The sequence below is a fragment of the Micromonospora sp. NBC_01405 genome (assembly GCF_045040155.1).
Classification (GTDB): Bacteria; Actinomycetota; Actinomycetes; order Mycobacteriales; family Micromonosporaceae; genus Micromonospora.
Window position 1 is genome coordinate 4775005 of sequence record NZ_CP109532.1, and the last position, 24040, is coordinate 4799044.

A 24040-nucleotide genomic window follows, 5' to 3' on the forward strand; every position below is an offset into this window, starting at 1 on the left:
CGGGCGGCTGGACCGCTACCTCGCCCAGCTCACCGGCGTCGCGACGGCCGTACCACGGCCGCGGCGGGAGCCGTCGCCGGTGCCCGCGCCGCGTCCGGGACAATGGGTCACTGTGCCCGTACCTGACGCGCCGACGACCGGCGCCAACGCCCCTGCGAACCCGCCGGCGGCCGATGCGCCGGCCGGCCCGTCCCGGCTCGACCCGGCCGTCGCCGCCCGGCTACGCCGCAACCCCGACGGCCTGGTGGCCGCCGTGGTCCGCCAGCACGACACGGGCGAGGTGCTGATGGTCGCCTGGATGGACGACGAGGCGCTGCACCGCACCCTCACCACCGGTCGGGCCACCTACTGGTCGCGCAGCCGCCAGGAGTACTGGGTCAAGGGCGCCACCTCCGGCCACCACCAGTACGTCCGCTCCGTCGCCCTCGACTGCGACGGCGACGCGCTGCTGGTCAGCGTCGAGCAGGTGGGCGCGGCCTGCCACACCGGCGAGCGGACCTGCTTCTTCACGGAGCTTCCGGTCACCTCCACCCCGGGAGACCCCTCATGACCGACGGCTCCGTCAGCCCGGACCGGGTCACCTTCGCCGACCTGGCGGCCCGCTGGCGGGTCGTCCCGGTCACCCGCCGGCTGCTCGCCGACGCGGAGACCCCGGTCGGGGTGTACCGAAAGCTGGCCGGCGGGCCGGGCACGTTCCTGCTGGAGTCCGCCGAGCAGGGCGCCGGCCCGGCCGGGTCGGCCTGGTCGCGGTACTCGTTCATCGGGGTACGCAGCGGCGCGACGCTCACCGAGCGGGACGGGACCGCGTACTGGACCGGCCAGCCGCCCACCGGGCTGCCCACCGGGGGCGACCCGGTCCGGGTGCTGCGCGAGACGGTCAACGCCCTGGCCGGCCCGGCCTGGGACCCGGCCAGCGGCATGCCGCCGCTCACCGGCGGCATGGTCGGCTTCCTGGGGTACGACCTGATCCGCCGCTTCGAGCGGCTGCCCGAGCTGACCGAGGACGACCTCGGCGTGCCCGAGTTGGGCATGATGCTCGCCACCGACCTGGTGGTCCTCGACCACTATGACGGCTCGGCGATCCTGATCGCCAACGCGGTGCTCCCGCCGCCGGACGAGCCGGACCGCGACGCCCTGATCTCCGCCGCGTACCACCACGCGGTGGGGCGGCTGGACGCGATGACCACCGCGCTGTCCCGGCCCATCCCGCCGATGATCTCCACGGTCGACCGGCCGGTGGTCGGCGACGTGATCAGCCGCACCGAGGAGGGCGGCTACCCGAAGGCCGTCGAAGCGGCCAAGGAGGCGATCCGGGCCGGCGAGTGCTTCCAGATCGTGCTCGCCCAGCGCTTCGAGCGGCCGACCCACGCCGACCCGCTGGACGTGTACCGGGTGCTGCGCACCACCAACCCCAGCCCCTACATGTACCTGCTGCGCTTCGACGGCTTCGACGTCGTCGGCTCGTCGCCGGAGGCGCACCTGAAGGTGAGCGCCGGCCCGGACGGGCAGCGCCGGGCGCTGCTGCACCCGATCGCCGGCACCCGCCCGCGCGGCGACAACCCGGAGGAGGACGCCCGGCTCGCCGCCGAACTGCTCGCCGACCCGAAGGAACGCGCCGAGCACGTCATGCTGGTCGACCTGGGCCGCAACGACCTGGGCCGGGTCTGCCGGCCGGGCACCGTCGAGGTGTCCGAGTTCGCCACCATCGAGCGGTACAGCCACGTCATGCACATCGTCTCGACCGTGGTCGGCACCGTGCGGGAGGACCGGACGGCCTTCGACGCGCTCGCGGCGACCTTCCCCGCCGGCACCCTGTCCGGTGCGCCGAAGGTTCGGGCCATGGAGATCATCGAGGAGCTGGAGCCGGTCCGGCGCGGCCTGTACGGCGGCACCGTCGGGTACTTCGACTTCGGCGGGGACCTGGACATGGCGATCGCCATCCGCACCGCGCTGATCCGGGACGGCCGGGCGTACGTGCAGGCCGGCGCCGGGGTGGTGGCCGACTCCGACCCGGCCGCCGAGGACCAGGAGACCCGCAACAAGGCCGCCGCGGTGCTGGCCGCCATCGCCGCCGCCGAGACCCTCCGGCCGGCCCGGTGACCGGCCCGGTGACCGGCCCGACAACGGCGGCGGGGGCGGGCGCGCCGGCCGCGCGGCGCCGGCGTGAGATGACGTACGCGGTGCTGCTCTGCCTGGCCGGGGCGGGCCTGGCGCTGTGGGCGTCGACCCGGACCTGGTCGATCGAGCTGACCGTCCGGCCCACGCCGCTGCCGCCGGTGCGCGAGGCGCGCACCGGGGCGGGGCTGCTGCCCTGGCTGTCGGCGCTGGCCGTGGTCGGGCTGGCCGGCGGCGGCGCGGTGCTGGCCACCCGGGGGGCGTTGCGCCGGCTGATCGGTGTGCTGCTGCTGGCGCTCGGCGTCGCCGTGGCGGCCGGTGGAGGGTACGGCCTGGTCGCCGCGTTCGACGGCGAGATCAGCCGGCAGTGGCCGGCGCTGTGCCTGGTCGGCGGGCTGCTCACCGGCGCCGGCGGGGCGCTCACCGCACTGCGCGGCGCGGGCTGGCCGGCGATGGGGGCCCGCTACGACCGACCGGCCCGGCGGGTCGCCACCGAGCCGGGGCCGGCGGCGGCCGGACCGGTGACCGGGCGGCGCACCACCGAGGCGTGGGACGCGCTGGACCGTGGCGAGGACCCGACGGCCGGCTGACGGGCGGTCAGCCGACCGGCTGGCGCTCGCGGGCGGCGGCGGCCCGGGTGGCGACGAGCTCGGCCACCAGGCGGTCCAGCTCGGCGCGCTGGTCGGCGCGGGCCCGGTCGGCGCAGACCGCCTCCCAGGCGTTGCCGCGCGCGGTACGGATCCGGCCGTCCCCCACCACGGCGCGCTCCAGGGTGTGCACCACCCCGACAGCGAGCGACGCGACGGTACGGGAGATGGTGGTCAGTCGAATGGTCGGGTTGGGCTCGACGTTGCTCATGGTCACCCCGCACGAAGATCGTTCCGACGGTCTCGGGCTGCGCGTCGCCGCGTCACCCGACGCCCCGGGCAGGCGCGTAAACGAGTCTGCCCGAGAAAGACGATGCCCGGCTCACGTTTCGCCCCGGTCACCGGCACGTCAACTCTCCCCCGGAGCGGGCGACCTGGACAGGGCCGTTCCGCCTTGACCTACGTCACAGCACCCACCGAGATGCGCGGGGGGTGAGCGCGGGCTGACAATGGTCGAATGGGAATGGGTACCCGTCGATGGGCCGACCGGCGCACCCGCCGGCCGCGGGGTCACCGCGATCGACGGGACTGGTGGCGCTGTGTGACGTGGCGTTCACCGGAAGTCGGGCATTATGCCGCAGCCCATTTCGTGAGGAGCGCCATACCCCCCGGCATCCGGTCCCAGGTGGCGCCCCCTAGCATCGGCCCATGACACCCGGAGAGGGGAGTCCGTTGGTGACTGCTGACCATGCGCACGCGGAGGGGGACGGGGCCGGTCCGGCAGCGTCCGGAAGCGTGCTCGACGAGATCCTGGCCGGTGTCCGAGAGGACGTCGCCCGGCGGCAGGAGCAGGTTCCGCTGGAGCGGATCCGCGAACTGGCCGCCGCCGCGCCTCCGCCGCTGGACGCGTACGCGGCCCTGCGCCGGCCCGGCGTGGCCGTGATCGCCGAGGTGAAGCGCTCGTCGCCGTCCAGGGGACAGCTGGCCGAGATCGCCGACCCGGCCGAGCTGGCCGCGGAGTACGCGGCCGGTGGCGCCCGGGCGATCAGCGTGCTCACCGAGGGGCGCTGGTTCGGCGGGTCGCTGGACGACCTGGCCGCCGTCCGGGCCGCGGTGAAGGTCCCCGTGCTGCGCAAGGACTTCGTGGTCTCCAGCTACCAGGTGCACGAGGCCCGCGCGCACGGCGCCGACCTGGTCCTGCTGATCGTCGCCGCGCTGGAGCAGAACGCCCTGGTCGGGCTGCTGGAGCGGATCGAGTCCCTCGGGATGACCGGGCTGGTCGAGGTGCACACCGAGGAGGAGGCCGACCGGGCCATGGAGGCCGGCGCCCAGGTGATCGGGGTCAACGCCCGTGACCTGCGTACGCTGGAGGTCGATCGCTCGGTGTTCGAGCGGATCGCCCCCGGCCTGCCCAGCAGCGTCGTCAAGATCGCCGAGTCCGGGGTGCGTGGCCCGCACGACCTGATCCGGTACGCCTCGGCCGGCGCCGACGCAGTGCTGGTCGGCGAGGGCCTGGTAACCCAGTCCAGCCCCCGCGATGCGGTGGCCGGACTGGTCAACGCCGGCAACCACCCGGCCACGCCCCGACCGGCGCGCTGACCCGCGCCCGGGGCGACAAGCAGCAGCGAGAGGACACCGCGATGAGCGCCGACGCCCCCGCCCCGTCCGGCCGGCTCCCCGACGCCGCCGGTCACTTCGGCCGGTTCGGCGGCCGGTTCGTCCCGGAGGCGCTCGTCGCGGCGCTCGACGAGCTGGACGCGGCGTACCGCAAGGCGATGGGCGACGAGGAGTTCCTCGCCGAGTTCGACGGGCTGCTGCGCGGCTACGCCGGCACCCCCTCGCTGCTCTACCCGGCCGAGCGGTTCTCCGCGAAGATCGGCGCCCGGGTGCTGCTCAAGCGGGAGGACCTCAACCACACCGGTGCGCACAAGGTACGCAACGTGCTCGGTCAGGCGTTGCTGACCAAGCGGATGGGCAAGCGGCGGGTGATCGCCGAGACCGGCGCCGGCCAGCACGGCGTGGCCACCGCGACCGCCGCCGCCCTGTTCGACCTCGACTGCGTGGTCTACATGGGCGAGGTCGACACCCGGCGGCAGGCGCTCAACGTGGCCCGGATGCGGATGCTCGGCGCCACCGTCGTCCCGGTCACCACCGGCTCGCGCACCCTCAAGGACGCGATGAACGAGGCGATGCGGGACTGGGTTGCCAACGTCGACGACACCCACTACCTGATCGGCACCGCCGCGGGCCCGCACCCGTTCCCCGAGATGGTCCGGGACTTCGTCCGGGGCATCGGCGAGGAGGCCCGCCAGCAGTGCCTCGACCTGACCGGCGCGCTGCCGGACGCGGTCGCGGCCTGCGTCGGCGGCGGCTCCAACGCGCTGGGCATCTTCCACGCCTTCGTCGGCGACCCCGGTGTGCGGCTGTACGGCTTCGAGGCCGGCGGCGAGGGCATGGAGACCGGGCGGCACGCGGCCAGCATCACCGGCGGCTCCTCGGGGGTGCTGCACGGCACCCGCACGTACGTGCTCCAGGACTCTGACGGGCAGACGATCGAGTCGCACTCGATCTCGGCCGGCCTGGACTACCCGGGCGTCGGCCCGGAGCACGCGTGGCTGCACGACAGCGGCCGGGCGACGTACACGCCGGTGACCGATCGCGAGGCGATGGCCGCGTTCGAGCTGCTCTGCCGCACCGAGGGGATCATTCCGGCGATCGAGAGCGCGCACGCGCTCGCCGGCGCGCTGAAGATCGCCCCGGGGCTCGCCGCCGAGCTGGGCCGGGAGCCGGTCATCGTGGTCAACCTCTCCGGCCGGGGCGACAAGGACGTGCACACCGCCGGCGAGTACTTCGGCATCCTCGACAAGGAGCAGTGAGAACGTGAGCCGGATCGGGGTGGCGTTCGACAAGGCCCGTGCCGACGGGCGGGCCGTGCTGGTGGGCTGCATGCCGGCCGGGTTCCCCACGGTCGAGGGCAGCATCGCCGCGATGACCGCCATGGTCTCCGCCGGGGTGGACGTCATCGAGGTGGAGATCCCGTACTCCGACCCGGTGATGGACGGCCCGGTGATCCAGAAGGCCAGCGACATGGCCCTGGCCGGCGGCGTCCGGGTCGCCGACACGCTGCGCATCGTCGAGGCGGTCGCGGCCACCGGCGCCCCGGTGGTCACCATGACCTACTGGAACCCGATCGAGCAGTACGGCGTCGACGCGTTCGCCCGGGACCTGGCCGCGGCCGGCGGCACGGGCCTGATCACCCCCGACCTGATCCCCGACGAGGCCGACGAGTGGCTGGCCGCCTCGGACGCGCACGGGCTGGACCGCACCTTCCTGGTCTCCCCGTCGTCCACCGACGCGCGGCTGAAGATGACCGTGGAGCACTGCCGGGGATTCGTCTACGCCACCGCGATCATGGGGGTCACCGGCGCCCGTTCGCAGACCTCCGACGCGGCCCCCGTCCTGGTCTCCCGGCTGCGCGAGGTCACCGACCTGCCGGTCGGCGTGGGGCTCGGCGTCGGCACCGGCGCGCAGGCCGGCACGGTCGCCGGGTACGCCGACGGGGTGATCGTCGGCAGCGCGCTGATCCGCTGCCTGCTCGACGCGCCCGACCCGGCCGCCGGCCTGGCCGCCCTGCGCGCCCTGAGCGCCGAACTCGCCGACGGGGTGCGCAACCCGCGTCGCTGACCGACCGGGGTGCCGCTACGGCGGTGCACAGCGGTAGCGTGTGCACCCGTGACCCTCGCCTCGACGATTCCCCAGGCGGCCCTGCCGAGCCCCAGCACAGCCGTCTGGCAGCTCGGCCCGCTGCCGCTGCGGGCGTACGCGCTCTGCATCATCGCCGGAATCGTGGTGGCCTGCGTGGTCACCGAGCGGCGGCTGCGCCAGCGCGGCGTCGCCCCCGGCGCGGTCCTCGACATCGCCGTATGGGCGGTGCCGACCGGCATCATCGGCGCCCGCATCTACCACGTGATCACCTCCCCGGAGAAGTACTTCGGCGCCGGCGGCGAGCCGCTCAAGGCGTTCGCCATCTGGGAGGGCGGCCTGGGCATCTGGGGCGCGGTGGCCGGCGGGGCGCTCGGCGCCTGGATCGCCGCCCGCCAGCTCGGCATCCCGTTGACCGTGGTGGCCGACGCGCTCGCCCCGGGGCTGCCGCTGGCGCAAGCGGTGGGCCGGCTCGGCAACTGGTTCAACAACGAGCTCTACGGTGGCCTGACGACCCTGCCCTGGGGGCTGCGGGTGCACGACATGGACCCGAGCAACCCCGGCCACGCGAAGGTCGTCGACGGCGAGCCGGTGCTGCTTCCCGGGCTGTACCACCCGACCTTCCTCTACGAGGCGCTGTGGAACGTCGGCGTCGCCGCCCTGGTCCTCTTCCTCGACCGGAAGCTGCGCCTCGGCAAGGGGCGGGCATTCGCGCTCTACGTGATGGGCTACACCGCCGGCCGGTTCTGGATCGAGCTGATGCGCACCGACGAGGCCACCCACATCCTCGGCGTCCGGCTCAACGTCTTCACGTCCGCCCTGGTCTTCGTCGGCGCGCTGATCTACTTCCTGCGGGTCCGTGGCCCCCGGGAATACCTGGTTCCGATCGGCGGGCCCACCCCCGCCCCGGCCGCCACCGGCGGCGACGTCTCCCAGGTCGACCTGTCCCAGCGCGGGGCCGGTGCGCAGGCGACCGCCCCGGAGGGGTACCGGGTGGTGGGCGAGGAACAGTTCCGCGCGTACCGGGACACGGGCGTGGTACCCGACGGGCCCGACGCGGCCGTGGACGACGACACGCCGGGCCCCGCCGAGCCCGACGCGGCCGTGGATGACGACGACGCGCCGGGCCCCGTGGCAACCGGGGACGACGCGCCGGGCGACCGCGAGGCGGGCGACGTGCCGGCGGGCGACGAGCGGGCCGGCACGACCGGCCCGCGCGCCGCCGACCGGGAGAGCTGAGCGGGGGAGGGGCGGCATGCGTACGGCGGTGGTGGTCGGGGCCGGGATCGGCGGCCTCGCGGTCGCCGGCGCGCTCGCCCGGTCCGGGTGGCAGGTCACCCTCCTGGAGCGCGCCGACCGGGTCCGCCCGGATCCGGCGGCCGTCGTGCTCTGGCCCAACGGGGTACGCGCGCTGCGCGCCCTCGGCCTCGGCGCGGGCCTGGACGCGATCGCCACCCCGCTGCCCGACGGCGGGATACGCCGGCCCGACGGGCACTGGCTGGTGCAGCCCCGCCCCACCCCGGCCGACCGGATGCCGGTGGTGGTGCACCAGGAGGATCTGCACGACACGCTGATCGCGGGCCTCGGCGAGCGGGTGGAGCTGCGCACCGGCGTGACGGTGCGCACGGTCCGGGCCGATCCTGGTGAGCGGCCCTCGGTCGGCGATGGCCGGCAGCGCTTCGAGGCCGACCTGGTGGTCGGGGCGGACGGCACCGACAGCGAGATCCGCCGGCAGTTGGCCCCCGAGGCGGGGGTGGTCAGCTCCGGCTGCGCCGCGTGGCGGGCGGTCATCCCCTGGTACCGGGCGCCCCGGCTTCCGGCGGACCAGCCGGCCGGCGGGGAGACCCTGGGTGCCGGGTACCGGTTCGTGGCCGCCTCGCTGGGCGAGCGTGGCTCGTCCGGCGGGTCGAGCCGGGGCGGCATCTACTGGGTGGCCACCGCGGCCGGCGCGCCCCGGCCGGAGTCCCCGGAGACCCAGCTCGCGCTGCTCCGCCGCTGGTACGCCGGCTGGCCCGCCCCGATCGGCGAGCTGCTCGACGCCACCGACCCGGCCGACGTGGTCCAGCAGGAGATCCGCGAGTTGCGCCCGCTGCCCCGCGCCTACGGCTTCCCGGCCGGGCCGGGCGGGGTGGTGCTGCTGGGCGACGCCGCCCACGCCATGCCCCCGCACCTGGGCCAGGGCGCCTGCCTGGCCTTCGAGGATGCCGCCACCCTCGCCTCGCTGCTGCGCGAGGCCCGCCTCCCGGACGCCGTGGCCACCTACGACCGGCTGCGCCGGCCCCGGGCGGCGATCGTGGTCCGGCAGACCCGGCGGATGTCGGCGGTGCTCCAGGCCCGGGGCCGGCTCGCCCTGCGGGCCCGGGACGCCGCCCTGGGCACCATCAGCCCCCGCCTGCTCTCCACCGCGGCCTCCGTCGCCGCCCAGTGGCGCCCCCCGTCCTGAGCAGCTCGGCTCACCCGGTCGGCCGGGCCCGTTCCGGTCGGCCGGGCGGGTGCCGGGGGGACGGGGACCGGGCGGCGGGGTGCGCTCAGATGAGCGCGGCGGGCTCCGCGATGCAGGCGGTGCCGACCCGGCGGAAGCCGACCCGGACGTAGACCCGGGCGATCTCCTCGCTGCCGGCGGAGAGGAACACCAGGTCGGTGCCGGCGGCGCGCAACGCCTGGGCGAGGGCGGCGGTGACCGCCGCGCCGAGGCCCCGGCGGCGGGCCGCCGGCAGGGTGGCGACCCCGGCGATCTCGGCCACCTCCCCGACCCGCATCGCCATCCCGCTGGCCAGCGGACCCTCGGTGGGCGTCCCGGCGAGCGCGGACAGCCGTCGGCCGTCGGAGACTCGGGCCCGCTCCTCCTCCAGCGCCGCCACGTCCAGCTCGGTGACCGCGGCGTCCCGCTGCGCCGGGCCGGCCTCGCCCCGGGCGGTGCCAGCGGCGTAGAACCCGACCGCGGCGACCGCCCGGCGGGCGGCCACGTCGGCGGCGAAGCCGGGCGCGGCGGGGTCCAGCAGCCGCACCGGTACGTCGGTGAACTCCTCGGGAACGGCCAACGCGGCCGGGTCGAGCATCATCAGCGGGGCCTCCAGCACGGCCAGCCCCGCCGAGCGGGCCACCGCCAGCAGGTCCGGGCTACGCTCGTGCACCCACTCGAACGCCTCCGGCGCGCCGAGCTCCCGCTGTCGTTCCCGTACGGCGGTCACGTCGGCCAGCGAGGGCGGCTCGGTGGCGTCCAGGCGGGGGCGGGCGTAGAACGGCCAACCCGCCCCTTCCCGGACGAACAGCACCAGGGGGCCGTATTCCTCGGCCCGGGCGGAGTCCCGGGGCACCGCGTCGTAAAAGTGCTCGAGCCGGTCGAACGTCGTAGTCGTCTCAGTACGTACGTGATCCACCGCGCGAGACTATCGTTCCCAGCATCTGGAAGTGTGATCAATCTGAACTGGCCTTGCGCCGCAACCCCTAACGTAGACTCAATAAACCCATAAGGGCCGACGTCGTCCCGACCATGATCCACCTGAGTGACGACAGGAGGCCCGGTGGCCTTTCCGTACCCTCCCAGCCAGCAGTCGGCCCCGCGCGCGACCGGGCTCTACGATCCCGCGTACGAGCACGACGCGTGCGGGGTGGCCTTCGTGGCGGACCTCTACGGCCGGCGCTCCCACGCGGTCGTGGCCAACGGCCTCGGTGCCCTGCTTCGGCTGGACCACCGGGGCGCCCGGGGCGCGGAGCACAACACCGGCGACGGCGCCGGCATCATGATCCAGGTGCCGGACGCGTATCTGCGCGCCGTGGTCGACTTCCCGCTGCCGCCCGCCGGCGAGTACGCCACCGGCCTGGTCTTCCTGCCGACCGATGACGCCGGCGAGGCCCGCGCCCGCCGGGTGCTCGAAAAGTACGCCCTGGTCGAGGGCGCGGAGATCCTGGGCTGGCGGGACGTGCCGACCGACCCGAGCGGTCTCGGCGAGACCGCGCTCGCGGCGATGCCCCGGGTCCGGCAGGTCTTCCTCGCCGCGCGCCGGCTCACCGGTACCCCGGCCGGCCCGGCCGGCTCCCCGCTGTCCGGCCTCGACCTGGACCGGGTGGCCTTCTGCGTGCGTAAGCAGTCCGAGCGGGAGACCGCCGAGCGGGGCGTGCCGGCGTACTTCCCGTCGCTGTCCGGCCGGACCATGGTGTTCAAGGGGATGCTCACCCCCGACCAGCTTCCCGAGTTCTTCCCCGACCTGACCGACGAGCGGGTCGACAGCGCCATCGCGCTGGTGCACTCCCGGTTCTCCACCAACACGTTCCCGTCCTGGCCGCTGGCCCACCCGTACCGGATCATCGCCCACAACGGCGAGATCAACACGATCCGCGGCAACCGGAACTGGATGCAGGCCCGCGAGGCGCTGCTGCGCAGCCCGAACATCCCCGGCAACATTCGCCGGGTCTTCCCGGTCTGCACCCCCGCCGCCTCCGACTCGGCGAACTTCGACGAGGTCCTGGAGCTGCTGCACCTGGCCGGGCGCAGCCTGCCGCACGCGGTGCTGATGATGATCCCCGAGGCGTGGGAGAACGACCCGGACATGCGCGCCGACAAGCGCGCCTTCTACCGGTTCCACGCCAGCCTGATGGAGCCGTGGGACGGGCCGGCGTCGGTCGCGTTCACCGACGGCGAGGTCGTCGGGGCGGTGCTGGACCGCAACGGCCTGCGCCCGGGCCGCTGGTGGCGTACCGCCGACGGGCTGGTGGTGCTCGGCAGCGAGGCCGGCGTGCTCGACCTCGACCCGGCCACCGTGGTCGCCAAGGGGCGGCTCCAGCCGGGCAGGATGTTCCTGGTCGACACCGTCGCCGGCCGGATCGTCTCCGACGACGAGATCAAGGCGGAGCTGGCCGCCGCGCGGCCGTACCAGGAGTGGCTGCACGCCGGGCTGATCGACCTGGCCGACCTGCCGCCGCGCGAGCACACCGTCTACACCCACGACTCGGTGCGCCGCCGGCAGCAGACCTTCGGGTACTCCGAGGAGGAGCTGAAGATCCTCCTCGGGCCGATGGCCCGCACCGGCGCCGAGCCGCTCGGCTCGATGGGCACCGACACGCCGATCGCCCCGTTGTCCACCCGGCCCCGGCTGCTCTACGACTACTTCCACCAGCTCTTCGCCCAGGTCACGAACCCGCCCCTGGACGCCATCCGCGAGGAGTTGGTGACCAGCCTCCAGCACACCATCGGCGCGGAGGGCAACCTGCTCGACCCGGGCCCGGCGAGCTGCCGGCAGATCGTGCTGCCGTACCCGGTGATCGACAACGACGAGCTGGCCAAGGTCCTCTCCATCGACGAGGACGGCGACCTGCCCGGCTTCAAGGCCGTGCGGGTCTCCGGGCTGTACCGGGTCCGCGACGGCGGGGCCGGGATCAAGGCCCGGCTCACCGAGATCTGCCGGCACGTCTCCGAGGCGATCGAGGACGGCGTACGCATCCTGGTGCTCTCCGACCGGGACTCCAACGCCGACCTCGCCCCGATCCCGTCGCTGCTGCTCACCGCCGCCGTGCACCAGCACCTGGTGCGCGAGCAGACCCGCACGCAGGTGGCGCTGATCGTCGAGTCCGGCGACTGCCGCGAGGTGCACCACGCGGCCGTGCTGATCGGGTACGGCGCCGCGGCCGTCAACCCCTACCTGGCCTTCGAGTCGGTGGAAGACATGATCGCCACAGGTGCCCTGGCCGGCGTGGAGCCGGTCAAGGCGGTGCGCAACTATGTCAAGGGGCTCGGCAAGGGCGTCCTGAAGATCATGTCGAAGATGGGCATCTCGACCGTCTCGTCGTACTGCGGGGCGCAGGTGTTCGAGGCCGTCGGCCTGGACACCCGCCTCGTCCAGCGGTACTTCCGGGGCACCCCGAGCACCATCGGCGGCGTCGGGCTGGACGGCATCCACGCCGAGGTGGCCGCCCGGCACTCGCTGGCCTGGCCGCCGCCGGGCGCCGTGGCGTCCGACCGGCTGGAGGTCGGCGGCGAGTACCAGTGGCGCCGCGAGGGCGAGCTGCACCTGTTCAACCCGGAGACGGTCTTCCTGCTCCAGCACGCCACCCGCAGCCGCCAGTACGACGTGTTCCGCCAGTACACGGCGAAGGTCGACGAGTTGGCCGCGAAGGCCGGATCGCTGCGTGGCCTGTTCACCCTGCGCACCGGGGTCCACCCGCCGGTGCCGCTGGACGAGGTCGAGCCGGCCACCGAGATCGTCAAGCGGTTCGCCACCGGCGCCATGTCGTACGGGTCCATCTCGGCCGAGGCGCACGAGACCCTCGCCATCGCCATGAACCGCCTCGGCGGCAAGTCCAACACCGGCGAGGGCGGCGAGGACGCCGAGCGCCTGCACGACCCGCAGCGCCGCTCCGCGGTGAAGCAGATCGCCAGCGGCCGGTTCGGCGTGACCAGCGAATACCTGGTCAACGCCGACGACCTCCAGATCAAGATGGCCCAGGGGGCGAAGCCCGGCGAGGGTGGACAGCTCCCCGGCAACAAGGTCTGGCCGTGGATCGCCCGGACCCGGCACGCCACCCCGGGCGTCGGCCTGATCTCCCCGCCGCCGCACCACGACATCTACTCGATCGAGGACCTGGCCCAGCTCGTCCACGACCTCAAGTGCGTCAACCCGGCTGCCCGGGTGCACGTCAAGCTGGTCAGCGAGGTCGGCGTCGGCACGGTCGCGGCCGGCGTGGCCAAGCTCAAGGCCGACGTCATCCTGATCTCCGGCCACGACGGCGGCACCGGGGCGTCCCCGCTGAACTCGCTCAAGCACGCCGGCACCCCGTGGGAGCTGGGGCTGGCCGAGGCACAGCAGACCCTGCTGCTCAACAAGCTCCGCGACCGGGTCACCGTGCAGGTCGACGGCCAGCTCAAGACCGGCCGGGACGTGCTGGTCGCGGCGCTGCTCGGTGCCGAGGAGTTCGGCTTCGCCACCGCCCCGCTGATCGTCGAGGGCTGCGTGATGATGCGGGTCTGCCACCTGGACACCTGCCCGGTCGGCATCGCCACCCAGAACCCGGTGCTGCGCGAGCGGTTCACCGGCAAGCCGGAGTTCGTGGAGAACTTCTTCCTCTTCCTCGCCGAGGAGGTCCGGGGATACCTCGCCGAGCTGGGCCTGCACACCATCGAGGAGGCCATCGGCCACACCGAGCTGCTCGACGTCGTCGACGCCATCGACCACTGGAAGGCCCGGGACCTCGACCTCGCCCGCGTCCTGCACCTGCCGGAGCTGCCGGCCGGCGCGGCCCGGCGCGGCGTGCGGGCCCAGGACCACGGTCTGGAGCTGGCGCTGGACAACGAGCTGATCGCCCTCGCTGGGCCGGCGCTCACCGACGGCACGCCGGTGCGGGTCGAGGTGGCGGTGCGCAACGAGCACCGCAGCGTCGGCGCGATGCTCGGCGGCGAGGTCACCCGCCGCTTCGGCGGGGCCGGCCTGCCCGCCGACACCGTCGAGTTCCTGCTGCGCGGCACCGCCGGGCAGTCGTTCGGCGCGTTCCTGCCCAGCGGGGTCACCCTGCGCCTGCACGGCGACGCCAACGACTACGTCGCCAAGGGCCTGTCCGGCGGCCGGATCGTTGTCCGCCCGGACGCCGCCGCGCCGTTCGTCGAGGGCGAGGCCATGCCGGGCCAGCGCGCCGAGGACCAGATCATCGCCGGCAACACCATCCTGTACGGGGCCACCGCGGGCGAGGTCTTCCTGCGCGGCCGGGTCGGCGAGCGGTTCGCGGTGCGCAACTCCGGCGCGGTGGCGGTCGTCGAGGGCGTCGGCGACCACGGCTGCGAGTACATGACCGGCGGCACGGTGGTGGTGCTCGGCGAGACCGGGCGCAACTTCGCCGCCGGCATGTCCGGCGGCACCGCGTTCGTCTGGAACCTCGACCGGCGCCGGATCAACAGGGAGCTGGTCGAACTGTCGCCGCTGCGCGACGAGGAGCGGGACCGGCTGCACGAGCTGGTGCACCGGCACTTCGCCGAGACCGGCTCGGCGGTCGCCGAGGCGCTGCTGAAGCGCTGGCCGGAGGCGGTGGAGGAGTTCACCGCCGTGGTGCCCCGGGACTACCGCCGGGTGTTGGAGATCATGCGGGCCGCCGAAGCCGCCGGCCGTGACGTCGACGACGCGGTGATGAGCGCACTGGCGGCGACAGCCGCCCCAGCGCCGCCGGCGCCAACCGATGCGTCCATGCCGCCCGCCCCGCGGGCGGTCGCCCAGGAGGTGGCTCGTGCCTGACCCGAACGGCTTCCTGCGTTACCACCGGCGGCTGCCCGCGCGCCGCCCGGTGCCGGTGCGGATCAGCGACTGGCGGGAGGTGTACCCGCCGGCCGGCGAGGACCTCGTCCGCGAGCAGGCCACCCGGTGCATGGACTGCGGCATCCCGTTCTGCCACGACGGCTGCCCGCTGGGCAACCGCATCCCGGACTGGAACGACCTGGTCCGGACCGGTAGCTGGGACGCGGCGGTCGAGTCGCTGCACGCCACCAACAACTTCCCCGAGTTCACCGGCCGGCTCTGTCCGGCCCCGTGCGAGGCCGCCTGTGTCCTCGGCATCGGTGGCGGCGACCCGGTCACCATCAAGCAGGTCGAGGTGGAGATCGCCGATGCGGCGGTGACCCGGGGCGGGCTGGCACCCCGCCCGCCGGTGGCCCCGACCGGCCGGTCGGTCGCCGTGGTCGGCTCCGGTCCCGCCGGCCTGGCCGCCGCCCAGCAGCTCGCCCGCGCCGGCCACGCCGTGACGGTGTACGAGCGTGACGACGCGATCGGCGGCCTGCTCCGGTACGGCATCCCCGACTTCAAGCTGGAGAAGCAGCACATCGACCGGCGGCTGGCCCAGTTGGCGGCCGAGGGCGTGCGGTTCCGCACCGGGGTGAACGTCGGCGTCGACGTGACCGCCGAGCAGCTGCGCGAGGCGCACGACGCGGTGCTGCTCGCCTGCGGCGCGCTCCAGGGCCGGGACACCCCCGAGACCCCGGGGCGGGAACTGCGCGGCGTGCACCAGGCGATGACGCACCTGGTCGCGGCGAACCGGGTGGTCGCTGCTGCCGGCGAGGGCAGGCCGGCGCTCGCCGTGCTGCCCGACGGCACCCCGATCGACGCGGCCGGCAAGCACGTGGTGATCATCGGCGGCGGCGACACCGCCGCGGACTGCCTCGGCGTGGCCCACCGCCAGGGCACGGCCGGGGTGCACCAGCTCGACCTGTACCCGGAGCCGCCGCATTCCCGCGACGCCGAACGGGACCCGTGGCCGACCTGGCCGTGGCTGCTGCGCAACTACCCCGCCCACGAGGAGGGCGGCGACCGGGTGTTCGCCGCCGCCGTGCAGGAGTTCGTCGACGACGGCACCGGCCAGGTACGGGCGGTGCGGATCGCCGAGGTGAGCGTCGAGAAGCGCGACGGCCGGCGGATCGTCACCCCGTTGCCCGGCTCGGAGCGGGAACTCCCGGCGGACCTGGTGCTGCTGGCGATCGGCTTCGAGGGCACCGAGCGACAGCCGCTGCTGGAACAGTTCGGGGTGGCCCGCAACGGCCGGGGCGCGATCGACGCCCGGCCGGACTGGCAGACCGACGCCGACGGCGTCTTCGTCGCCGGGGACATGCACCGTGGCGCCTCGCTGATCGTCTGGGCGATCGCCGAGGGGCGCGCGGCGGCCGCCGCGATCCACGCGTACCTCGGCGGGGTGGGCGAGCTGCCCGCCCCGGTCGACCCCGCGCGGCAGCCCCTGGCCGCCCGCTGACCTGCGGAGCCCCGTAACGGCCGGCGGCCCGTGTCCTCATGTCCCGGACCCGCCGGCCGTGTCCTCGGCCGGCCCGGCGGGCCCTCGTGTCCCGGGCCTGCTGGCCGTGTCCCCGGCCGGCCCGGTCTGGGGGCACCCGTTGGCGGCTGGTCGGGTCGGTTCGCGTGGTGCTGGCTCTTCACGCGCTGCTGGCCGCGTGGTGCCTATGGAGCTGCCCCGTTTGTGCGCCCAGGGCCGCCGTGGCGGTCTGATGCGGCCTGCGGGCCGGCAGACCGCAGATCGGCATCCGGCCCGGGACAGGGCTGGCGCAGGGATGGCCGTCCCGCCGTGGTGGGGTCTCGTGCCGGCGGTCCCGCCGTGGTGGGGTCTCCTGGCGACCGTCCCGCCCACCGGTAGCGTGGACGGGGCAGCTCCAAAGGGCTCCGCGTCGGGTCGTCCGTCTCGGGCCTGTCCCGCCGATCCTGTAGTGGTCGGTCATCGACGACCTGCCGGTTGAGCCCGGCGCGTCGGCTCCAGGCCGGCCTGCGCCCGGCAACGCCTGTGCCCGGCAACGCCTGTGCCCGGCAACGCCTGTGCCCGGCAGCGCCTGTGCCCGGCAGCGGGCGTGCCTGGCACAGGCGGGCTCGCCGAATCGACGGTCGTCCGCCGGCCACCGGAAACCGCTACGGTCACGGGCCGCGTTTTGAGCCGAATCCGCAGATGCCGTGGCAGATCAGGTGCGGTCCCGGCCGGCGGTCCCGGCATGAGTGGGCTGCACGGTGGGCTGCCTTTCGGGCCGTTGGTCGAGGGCCTGACCGTCGAGGGGGCGAACGGCGGTGAGCAGCGCGTCGAGCGGGCGAGGCAGGGCATCCCGGCCAACCGCCGCCTCGACGAGCAGCCGCGCGTAGCGCAGCTTGCGGCGCGAGCCGCTGCTCAGGAACCGCCGCATCTGCGCTTCGGGCTCCCTGCCGCGCCAGGCGGGCTGGCTCTGCAACGAGCGGAACGACCCGAGGTCGCCCTGCGAGTCGAAGAGTGCTTCGACCCCGGCGCTGCCCACGGCGCGGATCAGCTCGTCCTCCAGATCGTCGACGCAGACGTAGAACCCGAGGTGCTCCATGTCGGTGCGCGTGCGGGGTGGACCGGCATGGGCCGCGTCCAGTCCGCGCCGGAAGATCTCCTCCTCGTGCAGGTCGCACAGGCCGGCAAGCCGCACCCGGGCACCCAGCGGGCCCAGCCTCGTCAGGAAGCGGCCGATCGCGTGCGCCCCGCCGATCGGCACGATCACGACTTGCTCCGCATCGAGATCCCGGCTGCGGCCCACGGCGGCCGTTTCCAGGGCGATCTGGTCGCTGATGCCCTCGACGAGCACCACGGCCACGGCGTTGTGGACCTTCGCCAGGGCGCGGGCCGTCGCCTGGACCGGGGCGGCGGGGCCACTCACGTAGCCATCGAGCGCCCTGCGGGCAAGCTCACGGCGACTGGCGACATCCATGGCGGTTCCCCGGTCATCTGGCTGGCTGGGCTACTGGCCTGTGCGTCCGCCGACCCGCTCGCGCAACAGGTCCGCGTGACCCGTGTGGCGGGCGTACTCATGAATCATCATCGGCGCTGCGCGCGAGGGCCGACAAGCGATTAACGGCACCCGCGCTCATGGTCGGCCGCCCGATTCGCCGGACCGGCGGTTCTCGGGCAGTACGGTGCGGCGGCATCGCGGCATCCCTGTCGTGCGATGCCGCAATGCCGCCACCGTGGAGCCCCGATCGGTGCCGGTGCCCGTGCCCGGGGTGCTGGGTCAGTGGGCGAGCAGGCGGTGGGACTCGCGGAGCGTGGCCCACGACTTCGGCTCGGCCGGCGCTGCGGCGCTGCGGGCGGCGGCCCCACCGGACAGCTCCGGGCGGCCCCTGGTGAACAGCCAGGTGGCGAACACCGCGTCCAGGTCCTGGCCGGAAACCTGCTCGGCGAGCGCCTGGAACTGCTCGACGGTGCCGGTGGAGTGTCGGTGGGCGGCGGTCCACGCGGGCAGGATCCGGAAGAACGCGTCGTCGCCGACGGCCAGCCGGATCTGGTGCAGGGCCATCGCGCCCCGGTCGTAGACCGCGCCGTCGAAGACGTTGTCCGCGCCCGGGTCACCCGGCCGGACCTGCCAGAAGTCGTCGTCGGCCGGGTAGGTGGCGTAGGTGAAGTCGAACAGCTCCTGCGCCGTGCCCTCGCCCTGCTCCTCCGACCAGAGCCACTCGGCGTACGAGGCGAAGCCCTCGTTGAGCCAGATGTGCCGCCAGTCCGCCACCGAGACCGAGGCGCCGAACCACTGGTGGGCGTTCTCGTGGACGACCACGTAGGTGTTGGACCCGCGCCGCCAGAAGCCCGGCCCGTACACCGGGCGGGTCTGCGTCTCCAGGGCGAAGCCGATTCCGTCGACCGGCCCGGCCACGCCGCCCTGCGCCTCGAACGGGTACGGCCCGAAGATCGTGCTCTCCCAGTCGACGATCTCGGCGGTCCGCTCGATGCTGGCCCGCGCCGCGGGTGCGAGCGGGCCCAGCGTGGTGCTGTACGCGTTGACCACCGGCTGCCCGTTGGGGGCGGTGTCGGTGACGATGTCGTACTGCCCGACGGCCAGGAACGACTCGTACGCCGCGCCGGGGCTGGTGCTGCGCCAGCTCCACCGCATCCGGTTGCCCGCCTCGGCCAGCGGCGGGCGCGGCTGCACGCCGTTGCTGATGACCTCGACGCCGGCCGGCACCGACACCGACACGTCCCAGTTCGCCTTGTCGAGGGGGTGGTCGTTGCTCGGGTACCACCACCAGGCCGACTCGGGCTCGTTCACGGCGAGCCCACCGTCAGACGTGCGGGTCCAGCCGCTGTAGCCGTTGACCCGGGTCGTCGACGGCACCCCGGCGTACTTCACCACGATGGTCAGGGACTGGCCCTTGACGATCGGCCGGGGCGCGGTGATCGCCAACTCGTGGACGCCCTCCCGGGCGAAGGTGGCCGACCAGCCGTTGACCCGCACCGACTCGACGCCGAGCACGAAGTCCAGGTTGAACCGGGACAGGTCCTGGGTGGCCCGGGCCAAGATCGTGGTGGTGCCGCTGAGTTGGTCGGTGGCCGGCTCGTAGCGCAGCCGGATGTCGTAGTGGTCTACGTCGTAGCCACCGTTGCCGTAGTCGGGGAAGTAGCTGTCGCCCAGGCCGGGGCTGCCGGGGCTCGGCGCGGCGGGGGCGAGGGCCGGCCGGCCCCAGCCCGATCGGGCTGCGGCCTGGCCGGGGGCGCCGGTCATGGCTGTGCCGGCGGTGGTGACGGTCAGGGCGGCGATGGCCGCCGCGAGAACGCGTCGCACGAGGTGGACTCCCTCCGTCGGGGTGTACGCACAATCAAACTAATCGACGGTTGTGAACATGTGTGTCCCGCAGGCGAGTTCCCCGACCTATTCCTTCCATCTAGATGTTTCGATAGCATTACCGTCCAGTAACAACCGCCAGCCTTGGCCACGCGCGCGGTTCCGAGGATCCACCACCCCTGTCCCGTGGAGGTTCTCCATGCCCCAACGCCCGCTGGCCCGCGCCCTCACCGCGCTGGTCGCCGTCCTCACCGCCGCCGCCGGGGCGGTGGCCGTCCCCGGTGCCGCCCAGGCTGCCGCAGCCGTCAACTACGTGGCCCTCGGCGACTCGTACTCCTCCGGCGTCGGCGCCGGCCCGTACGACCTGTCCACCTGCCTGCGCAGCGAGAAGTCGTACGCCCCGCTCTGGGCCGCCGCCCACCAGGTGACGAGCTTCAAGTTCCCGGCCTGCGGCGGCGCGGTCACCGCCGACGTCATCGACAGTCAGGTGAGCGCGCTGAGCACCGGCACCACCCTGGTCACCATCACCATCGGCGGCAACGACGCCGGCTTCGCCGACGTCATCACCAGCTGCCGGTTCGGCAGCACCAGCAGCTGCACGAACGCGGTGAACGAGGCGAAGGCCTTCGCCACCGGCGAGCTGCCCGGCCGGCTCGACCGCACCTACGCCGCGATCCGCAACCGGGCCCCGAACGCCCGGCTGATCGTGCTCGGCTACCCGCGACTGTTCGAGACGGGCTCGTGCGGGCTGCTCGCGATGAGCACCTACAAGCGCACCATCCTCAACGAGGCCGCCGACCTGCTCGCCTCGGTCACCGCCAGCCGGGCCGCCGCGGCCAGGGCCACCTTCGCCGACACCCGCCCGTACTTCGCCGGGCACGGCGTCTGCGCCGCCGCCCCGTGGATCCGCGACGTCAGCGGCGTCATCGAGGCGTACCACCCGAACGCCGACGGCTACCGCCACGGCTTCCTGCCGGCGTTGACCGCCGTCACCGGCTGACCCGGGCCAGCCCCGCGGCCGTCCTGGCTGCGGGGCTGTCCGTCGCCGCCACGCGTCCGTTAGGGTTCGCTGGACCGGACGGCCATCGCGTGGGGGGCACAAGGGTGGGCAGGCTCGCGGCGGCGTACGGCCAGGCGGTCACCGCCCACCGGCAGGCCCGCGACCGGTTGGAACGGGCCCGGCTGGCCCTCGGCGCGCCACCGGCGGCCGTGACCGGCGCCGCCGAGGTCGCCGCCCGGCTGGCCCGCCTCGGCGGGCGGCTCGCCGCTCCCACCCCCGGCGCGACCCCGCTGACCGAGGCACCCGCCGGAGTCCGGGTCGGCGAGGCGGCCACCCTGGACGGTGGCTTCCCGGTGCTCGTCCCGCTCGGCGGTGGCTGCCACCTCACCGTCGACGCCGACGCCCGCGATCCCCGCGTCGGCGAGCTGCTGCGCGCGCTGGTGCTGCGGCTGCTCGCCACCGCCCCGGCCGGCACGGTCCGGGTCGCCGGGATCGACACGGTGGCCTTCGGGGCCACCTTCCTGCCGCTGCGCCCGCTGCTCGACGCCGGGGTGCTCGCCCCGCCCGCCACCACCGCCGCCGAGGTCGCCGCGCTGCTCGACGAGGCCGAGCGGCACGCCCGGGCGGCGCAGCACGCCGCCCCGGCCGCCCGGGAGCTGCTGGTCCTGGTCGCCGCCGCCGCGCCCTCGCCCCCGGAGCTGGCCAGGCTCGCCGCGCTCACCCACGCCGGCCCGTCCGCCGCGGTCTGCGTGCTGCTCGCGGGTCACCCGCAGGCCGGCGCGGCCGACCCGCCGCCGCTGGGCGCGGCCACCGCGCTGCGGCTCATGCAGCGGTACGCCCACGTCGGCGACCCGCCCGGGTATCCGTTCAGCGGCGACGGCTCCGGGCTGGCCGCCCCCGTCGTGCTCGACGGCGACCTGCCGCCGGCCACCGTGGCCGCCCTCGCCGGGCACCTCGGCCCGGCCGTGCGACGCGACGCGCCGCCCACCTTCGCCGACCTGCTGCCCGCCCGACGTTGGGCCGGGTCGAGCGCCGCCGGGCTGTCCACCGTGGTCGGCCGGGCCGGGCGGCAGCCGGTCACCGTCGCCTTCGACGACGCCACCCCGCACTGGCTGGTCGCCGGGCGCACCGGCGCCGGCAAGACCGTCTTCCTGCTCGACGTCCTCTACGGGCTGGCCGCCCGCTACTCCCCGGCGCAGCTCCAGCTCTGGCTGCTCGACTTCAAGGAGGGCGTCAGCTTCACCGAGTTCGTCCCCACCGAGCGGGATCCGTCCTGGCTGCCGCACGCCCGCGCCGTCGGCATCGAATCCGACCGGGAGTACGGCCTCGCCGTGCTGCGCGAGCTGCGCCGGGAACTGAACCGGCGGGCGGCGGTGCTGAAGCGGCACGGGGTCACCAAGCTCGCCGACCTGCCCGGCGACGCGGCGGTGCCCCGGATCGTGGCGGTCGTCGACGAGTTCCAGGTGCTGCTCGCCGGCACCGACGCCGTGGCGCGGGAGGCCGTCGACCTGCTGGAGGAGTTGGCCCGCAAGGGTCGCTCGTACGGGGTGCACCTGGTGCTGGCCAGCCAGGCCACCACCGGCATCGAGTCGCTGTACGGGCGCGCCGAGGCGATCTTCGGGCAGTTCCCGCTGCGGGTGGCGCTGCCTGGCGGCGCGGGGGCGCTCGACCCGCTCAACAGCGCCGCCAACGCGCTGCCGATCGGCGCGGCCGTGTTGAACACCGCCGCCGGGGCGGCCGGCGCCGACACCGTGGTCCGCTTCCCCGACGCGTACGCCGCCCGCGCCGACCTGGCCCGGCTGCGCCACGAGCTGTGGCGGGACCGGCCGGCCGGCGACGGCCCCCCGGCCGTCTTCCGGGGGTACGAGCCAGCGCGGCTGGAGGACGATCCCACCTTCGCCGGGCTGCGCCCCGGTGTCGGGCCCCCGGTCGCCCTGGTCGGCCGCACGGTCGACGTGGCCGGCAGCACCGCGTCGTTCACCCTGGACTCCACCCCGGGCCGGCACCTCGCCGTGGTCGGCACCTCGACCGCCGGCGCGGACGTGCTGCGGGCCGCCGCCCTGAGCCTCGCCCGGCAGCACGCGCCCGGCGAGGCCCGGTTCCTGCTCGCCCCGCTGGTCGCCGCCGCGAGCCCGGCGGCCGACGACACCGCCGCCGCGCTCGCCGCCGCCGGCCACCCGGTCGAGCGGCTCGACCAGGCCGCCCTGCGGGACCGGCTCGCGGCCCTCGCCGCCACCCCACCCGCCGCCACCCCACCCGCCGCCACCCCGCCTGCCGCCGGTTCGCCCGCCACAGCCCCGCCTGCCACCACCTCGCCTGCCGCCATCCCGCCCGCCACAGCCCCGCCTGCTGCCGCCTCGGCCGTCGGCCGGACCTACCTGGTGCTGTTCGGCGCGGACGCGGCTTCGGCCACCCTCGCCGGCACCGACCCGGTCACCTTCCGCTCCGGCCACGACGACCTGCGCGCCCTGCTGCGCGAGGGCCCGGCCCGCGGGGTGCACCTGCTCGGCTGGTGGCGCGGGTTGCGCCGGCTCGCCGACGACCTCGGCGGGTCGCACCACCGCGACGACGCCGCCTGCCTCGTCGCGCTGAACGTCCCGGGTGCGGAGCTGGGGCTGTACCTGGGCGAGCACGACCTCGCCCACACCCCGCGCGCCGACCGGGCTCTCCTGGTGGACCGGCACGACCAGCGCACCCGACTGATCGTGCCGTTCGCGTGGGCCGGGCACGAGCGGGACGAGGAGAGCTGACGGTGTCCACCTTCTCCGAGTACGCCGCCCTGGCCCGGCAACTCGCCGACCAGCGCCGCGAGACCGACCAGGACGCCGCCGCCGAGGCCGGCCGCCGCCGCGCCCTGCACACCACGCTCGACCAGCTCACCCGGCGCCTCGCCGTCCAGTCCCACCGCCTCGGCCAGCTCGGCCACGCCATCGGCCTGCCCGCCGACCCGCCACCAGCCGCCGGGGGAGACCACTCCGGGACGACCGCCCCTGCAAGCAGCACCCCCGGGGCGACGTCGTCCGGCGGGACCTCCGGGGCGGGGGCGGTGGCCGACGGCGGCGCAGCCGCCGCGCCGGGGCGGCCGGGCGTCGGGGCGTACCCACCGGGTGCCCCGGGCGGGGCGGTGGTGGCGCTGCCGGCGGCGGCCGGGGTGCCCGCGCCCCGCGCCGGGGTTGCCGACCCGGCGGCGGAGCTGGCCGAGGCCCGGCGGCTCGCCGACGAGACCGACCGGCTGGTCCAGGTCACCGAGGCCGTCGCCCGGCAACCGCCGCTGCTGCCGACCTGGTCGCCGCTGGCCCGGGCCCTGGCCGTGTACGCCGGCTGCGCGGCGGCCGGGGTGGTGCTGATGTTGATCATGGTGGTGGCCGCCGACCTGGCGGTGGTGGGCCTCGGTGCCCTCTACGCCGCCACCTGCGCCGGGCTGCCGGTGCTCTCCTTCGTCGCCGGATATCTGGTGCTGGGCCGGTGGGGGCGGCCGGCGCTGGGCTCGGAGCAGCCGCCCCGGTTCGTCCCGCTCGGCTTCGTCACCTGCGTGCTGCTCGTGCCCCTCGCCTACTGCGGCTACCTGCTGCTGTTCCGCCTCGTGCGCTGACCGCGCCGGCC

18 protein-coding genes are annotated in these 24040 nt (G+C 75.0%); 13 read left to right on the forward strand and 5 right to left on the reverse strand.

Going from position 1 to position 24040, the window contains the following annotated elements; translation table 11 throughout:
- Window positions 1-112 precede the first annotated feature (112 nt).
- The 3 genes from hisI to OG559_RS21020 all read left to right on the forward strand — a co-directional run bounded on the left by hisI (window position 113) and on the right by OG559_RS21020 (window position 2705).
- Complete coding sequence (gene hisI, locus OG559_RS21010; RefSeq protein WP_405116840.1) at window positions 113-550, forward strand: phosphoribosyl-AMP cyclohydrolase; 438 nt, start codon at window positions 113-115, stop codon at window positions 548-550.
- Window positions 547-2100, forward strand: a complete 1554-nt coding sequence (locus OG559_RS21015) for an anthranilate synthase component I (protein WP_405106178.1) — start codon at window positions 547-549, stop codon at window positions 2098-2100. The genes hisI and OG559_RS21015 overlap by 4 nt, the downstream gene beginning before the upstream one ends.
- A 68-nt stretch (window positions 2101-2168) precedes the next feature.
- A complete protein-coding gene (locus OG559_RS21020; protein WP_405116843.1) occupies window positions 2169-2705 on the forward strand; it encodes a Trp biosynthesis-associated membrane protein in 537 nt (178 codons plus the stop codon).
- A gap of 7 nt (window positions 2706-2712) precedes the next feature.
- Here OG559_RS21020 and OG559_RS21025 read toward each other — a convergent pair whose 3' ends face one another.
- A complete protein-coding gene (locus OG559_RS21025; RefSeq protein ID WP_405106180.1) occupies window positions 2713-2973 on the reverse strand; it encodes a hypothetical protein in 261 nt (86 codons plus the stop codon).
- Window positions 2974-3497: 524 nt separating this feature from the next.
- Here OG559_RS21025 and trpC point away from each other — a divergent pair.
- The 5 genes from trpC to OG559_RS21050 are packed head-to-tail and all read left to right on the forward strand — an operon-like array spanning window position 3498 to window position 8847.
- Window positions 3498-4301 carry an indole-3-glycerol phosphate synthase TrpC gene (gene trpC / locus OG559_RS21030; protein WP_405106181.1) on the forward strand — a complete coding sequence of 268 codons (804 nt, stop codon included), beginning with the start codon at window positions 3498-3500 and terminating at the stop codon, window positions 4299-4301.
- A 41-nt stretch (window positions 4302-4342) separates the two neighbouring features.
- Window positions 4343-5578: a tryptophan synthase subunit beta gene (trpB, locus tag OG559_RS21035; RefSeq protein ID WP_405106183.1), complete on the forward strand. Its 1236-nt coding sequence runs from the start codon at window positions 4343-4345 to the stop codon at window positions 5576-5578.
- A gap of 4 nt (window positions 5579-5582) precedes the next feature.
- Window positions 5583-6386 carry a tryptophan synthase subunit alpha gene (gene trpA / locus OG559_RS21040; RefSeq protein ID WP_405106185.1) on the forward strand — a complete coding sequence of 268 codons (804 nt, stop codon included), beginning with the start codon at window positions 5583-5585 and terminating at the stop codon, window positions 6384-6386.
- 48 nt (window positions 6387-6434) lie between these two features.
- Window positions 6435-7643, forward strand: coding sequence for a prolipoprotein diacylglyceryl transferase (gene lgt, locus OG559_RS21045; RefSeq protein WP_405106187.1), 1209 nt, complete (start codon window positions 6435-6437; stop codon window positions 7641-7643).
- A 16-nt stretch (window positions 7644-7659) separates the two neighbouring features.
- A complete protein-coding gene (locus OG559_RS21050) occupies window positions 7660-8847 on the forward strand; it encodes an FAD-dependent oxidoreductase (protein ID WP_405106189.1) in 1188 nt (395 codons plus the stop codon).
- Between the two features lie 85 nt (window positions 8848-8932).
- Here the strand turns inward: OG559_RS21050 and OG559_RS21055 are convergent, their stop codons facing one another.
- Window positions 8933-9784 carry a GNAT family N-acetyltransferase gene (locus OG559_RS21055; protein WP_405106191.1) on the reverse strand — a complete coding sequence of 284 codons (852 nt, stop codon included), beginning with the start codon at window positions 9782-9784 and terminating at the stop codon, window positions 8933-8935.
- A 144-nt stretch (window positions 9785-9928) separates the two neighbouring features.
- Here OG559_RS21055 and gltB point away from each other — a divergent pair, with 144 nt between their 5' ends.
- On the forward strand, window positions 9929-14620 hold the full coding sequence (gene gltB / locus OG559_RS21060; protein ID WP_405106193.1) for a glutamate synthase large subunit: 4692 nt from the start codon (window positions 9929-9931) through the stop codon (window positions 14618-14620).
- Complete coding sequence (locus OG559_RS21065) at window positions 14613-16121, forward strand: glutamate synthase subunit beta (RefSeq protein ID WP_405106195.1); 1509 nt, start codon at window positions 14613-14615, stop codon at window positions 16119-16121. Before gltB ends, OG559_RS21065 begins: the two co-directional genes overlap by 8 nt.
- 712 nt (window positions 16122-16833) lie before the next feature.
- On the opposite strand, the gene OG559_RS21070 is transcribed toward OG559_RS21065, so the two are convergent.
- The 3 genes from OG559_RS21070 to OG559_RS21080 form a co-directional block, all read right to left on the reverse strand.
- Window positions 16834-17592, reverse strand: coding sequence for a TOPRIM nucleotidyl transferase/hydrolase domain-containing protein (locus OG559_RS21070; protein WP_405106197.1), 759 nt, complete (start codon window positions 17590-17592; stop codon window positions 16834-16836).
- Between the two features lie 30 nt (window positions 17593-17622).
- Complete coding sequence (locus tag OG559_RS21075; RefSeq protein WP_405116846.1) at window positions 17623-17703, reverse strand: DUF664 domain-containing protein; 81 nt, start codon at window positions 17701-17703, stop codon at window positions 17623-17625.
- Window positions 17704-17892: 189 nt separating this feature from the next.
- Window positions 17893-19437, reverse strand: a complete 1545-nt coding sequence (locus OG559_RS21080; RefSeq protein WP_405106199.1) for a M1 family metallopeptidase — start codon at window positions 19435-19437, stop codon at window positions 17893-17895.
- Between the two features lie 199 nt (window positions 19438-19636).
- Here OG559_RS21080 and OG559_RS21085 point away from each other — a divergent pair, with 199 nt between their 5' ends.
- From OG559_RS21085 to OG559_RS21095, 3 genes are all read left to right on the forward strand, one after another.
- On the forward strand, window positions 19637-20437 hold the full coding sequence (locus tag OG559_RS21085; protein WP_405106201.1) for an SGNH/GDSL hydrolase family protein: 801 nt from the start codon (window positions 19637-19639) through the stop codon (window positions 20435-20437).
- 104 nt (window positions 20438-20541) lie between these two features.
- Window positions 20542-23187 carry an FtsK/SpoIIIE domain-containing protein gene (locus tag OG559_RS21090; RefSeq protein WP_405106203.1) on the forward strand — a complete coding sequence of 882 codons (2646 nt, stop codon included), beginning with the start codon at window positions 20542-20544 and terminating at the stop codon, window positions 23185-23187.
- Window positions 23188-23189: 2 nt separating this feature from the next.
- On the forward strand, window positions 23190-24029 hold the full coding sequence (locus tag OG559_RS21095; protein WP_405106205.1) for a hypothetical protein: 840 nt from the start codon (window positions 23190-23192) through the stop codon (window positions 24027-24029).
- Window positions 24030-24040 lie beyond the last annotated feature (11 nt).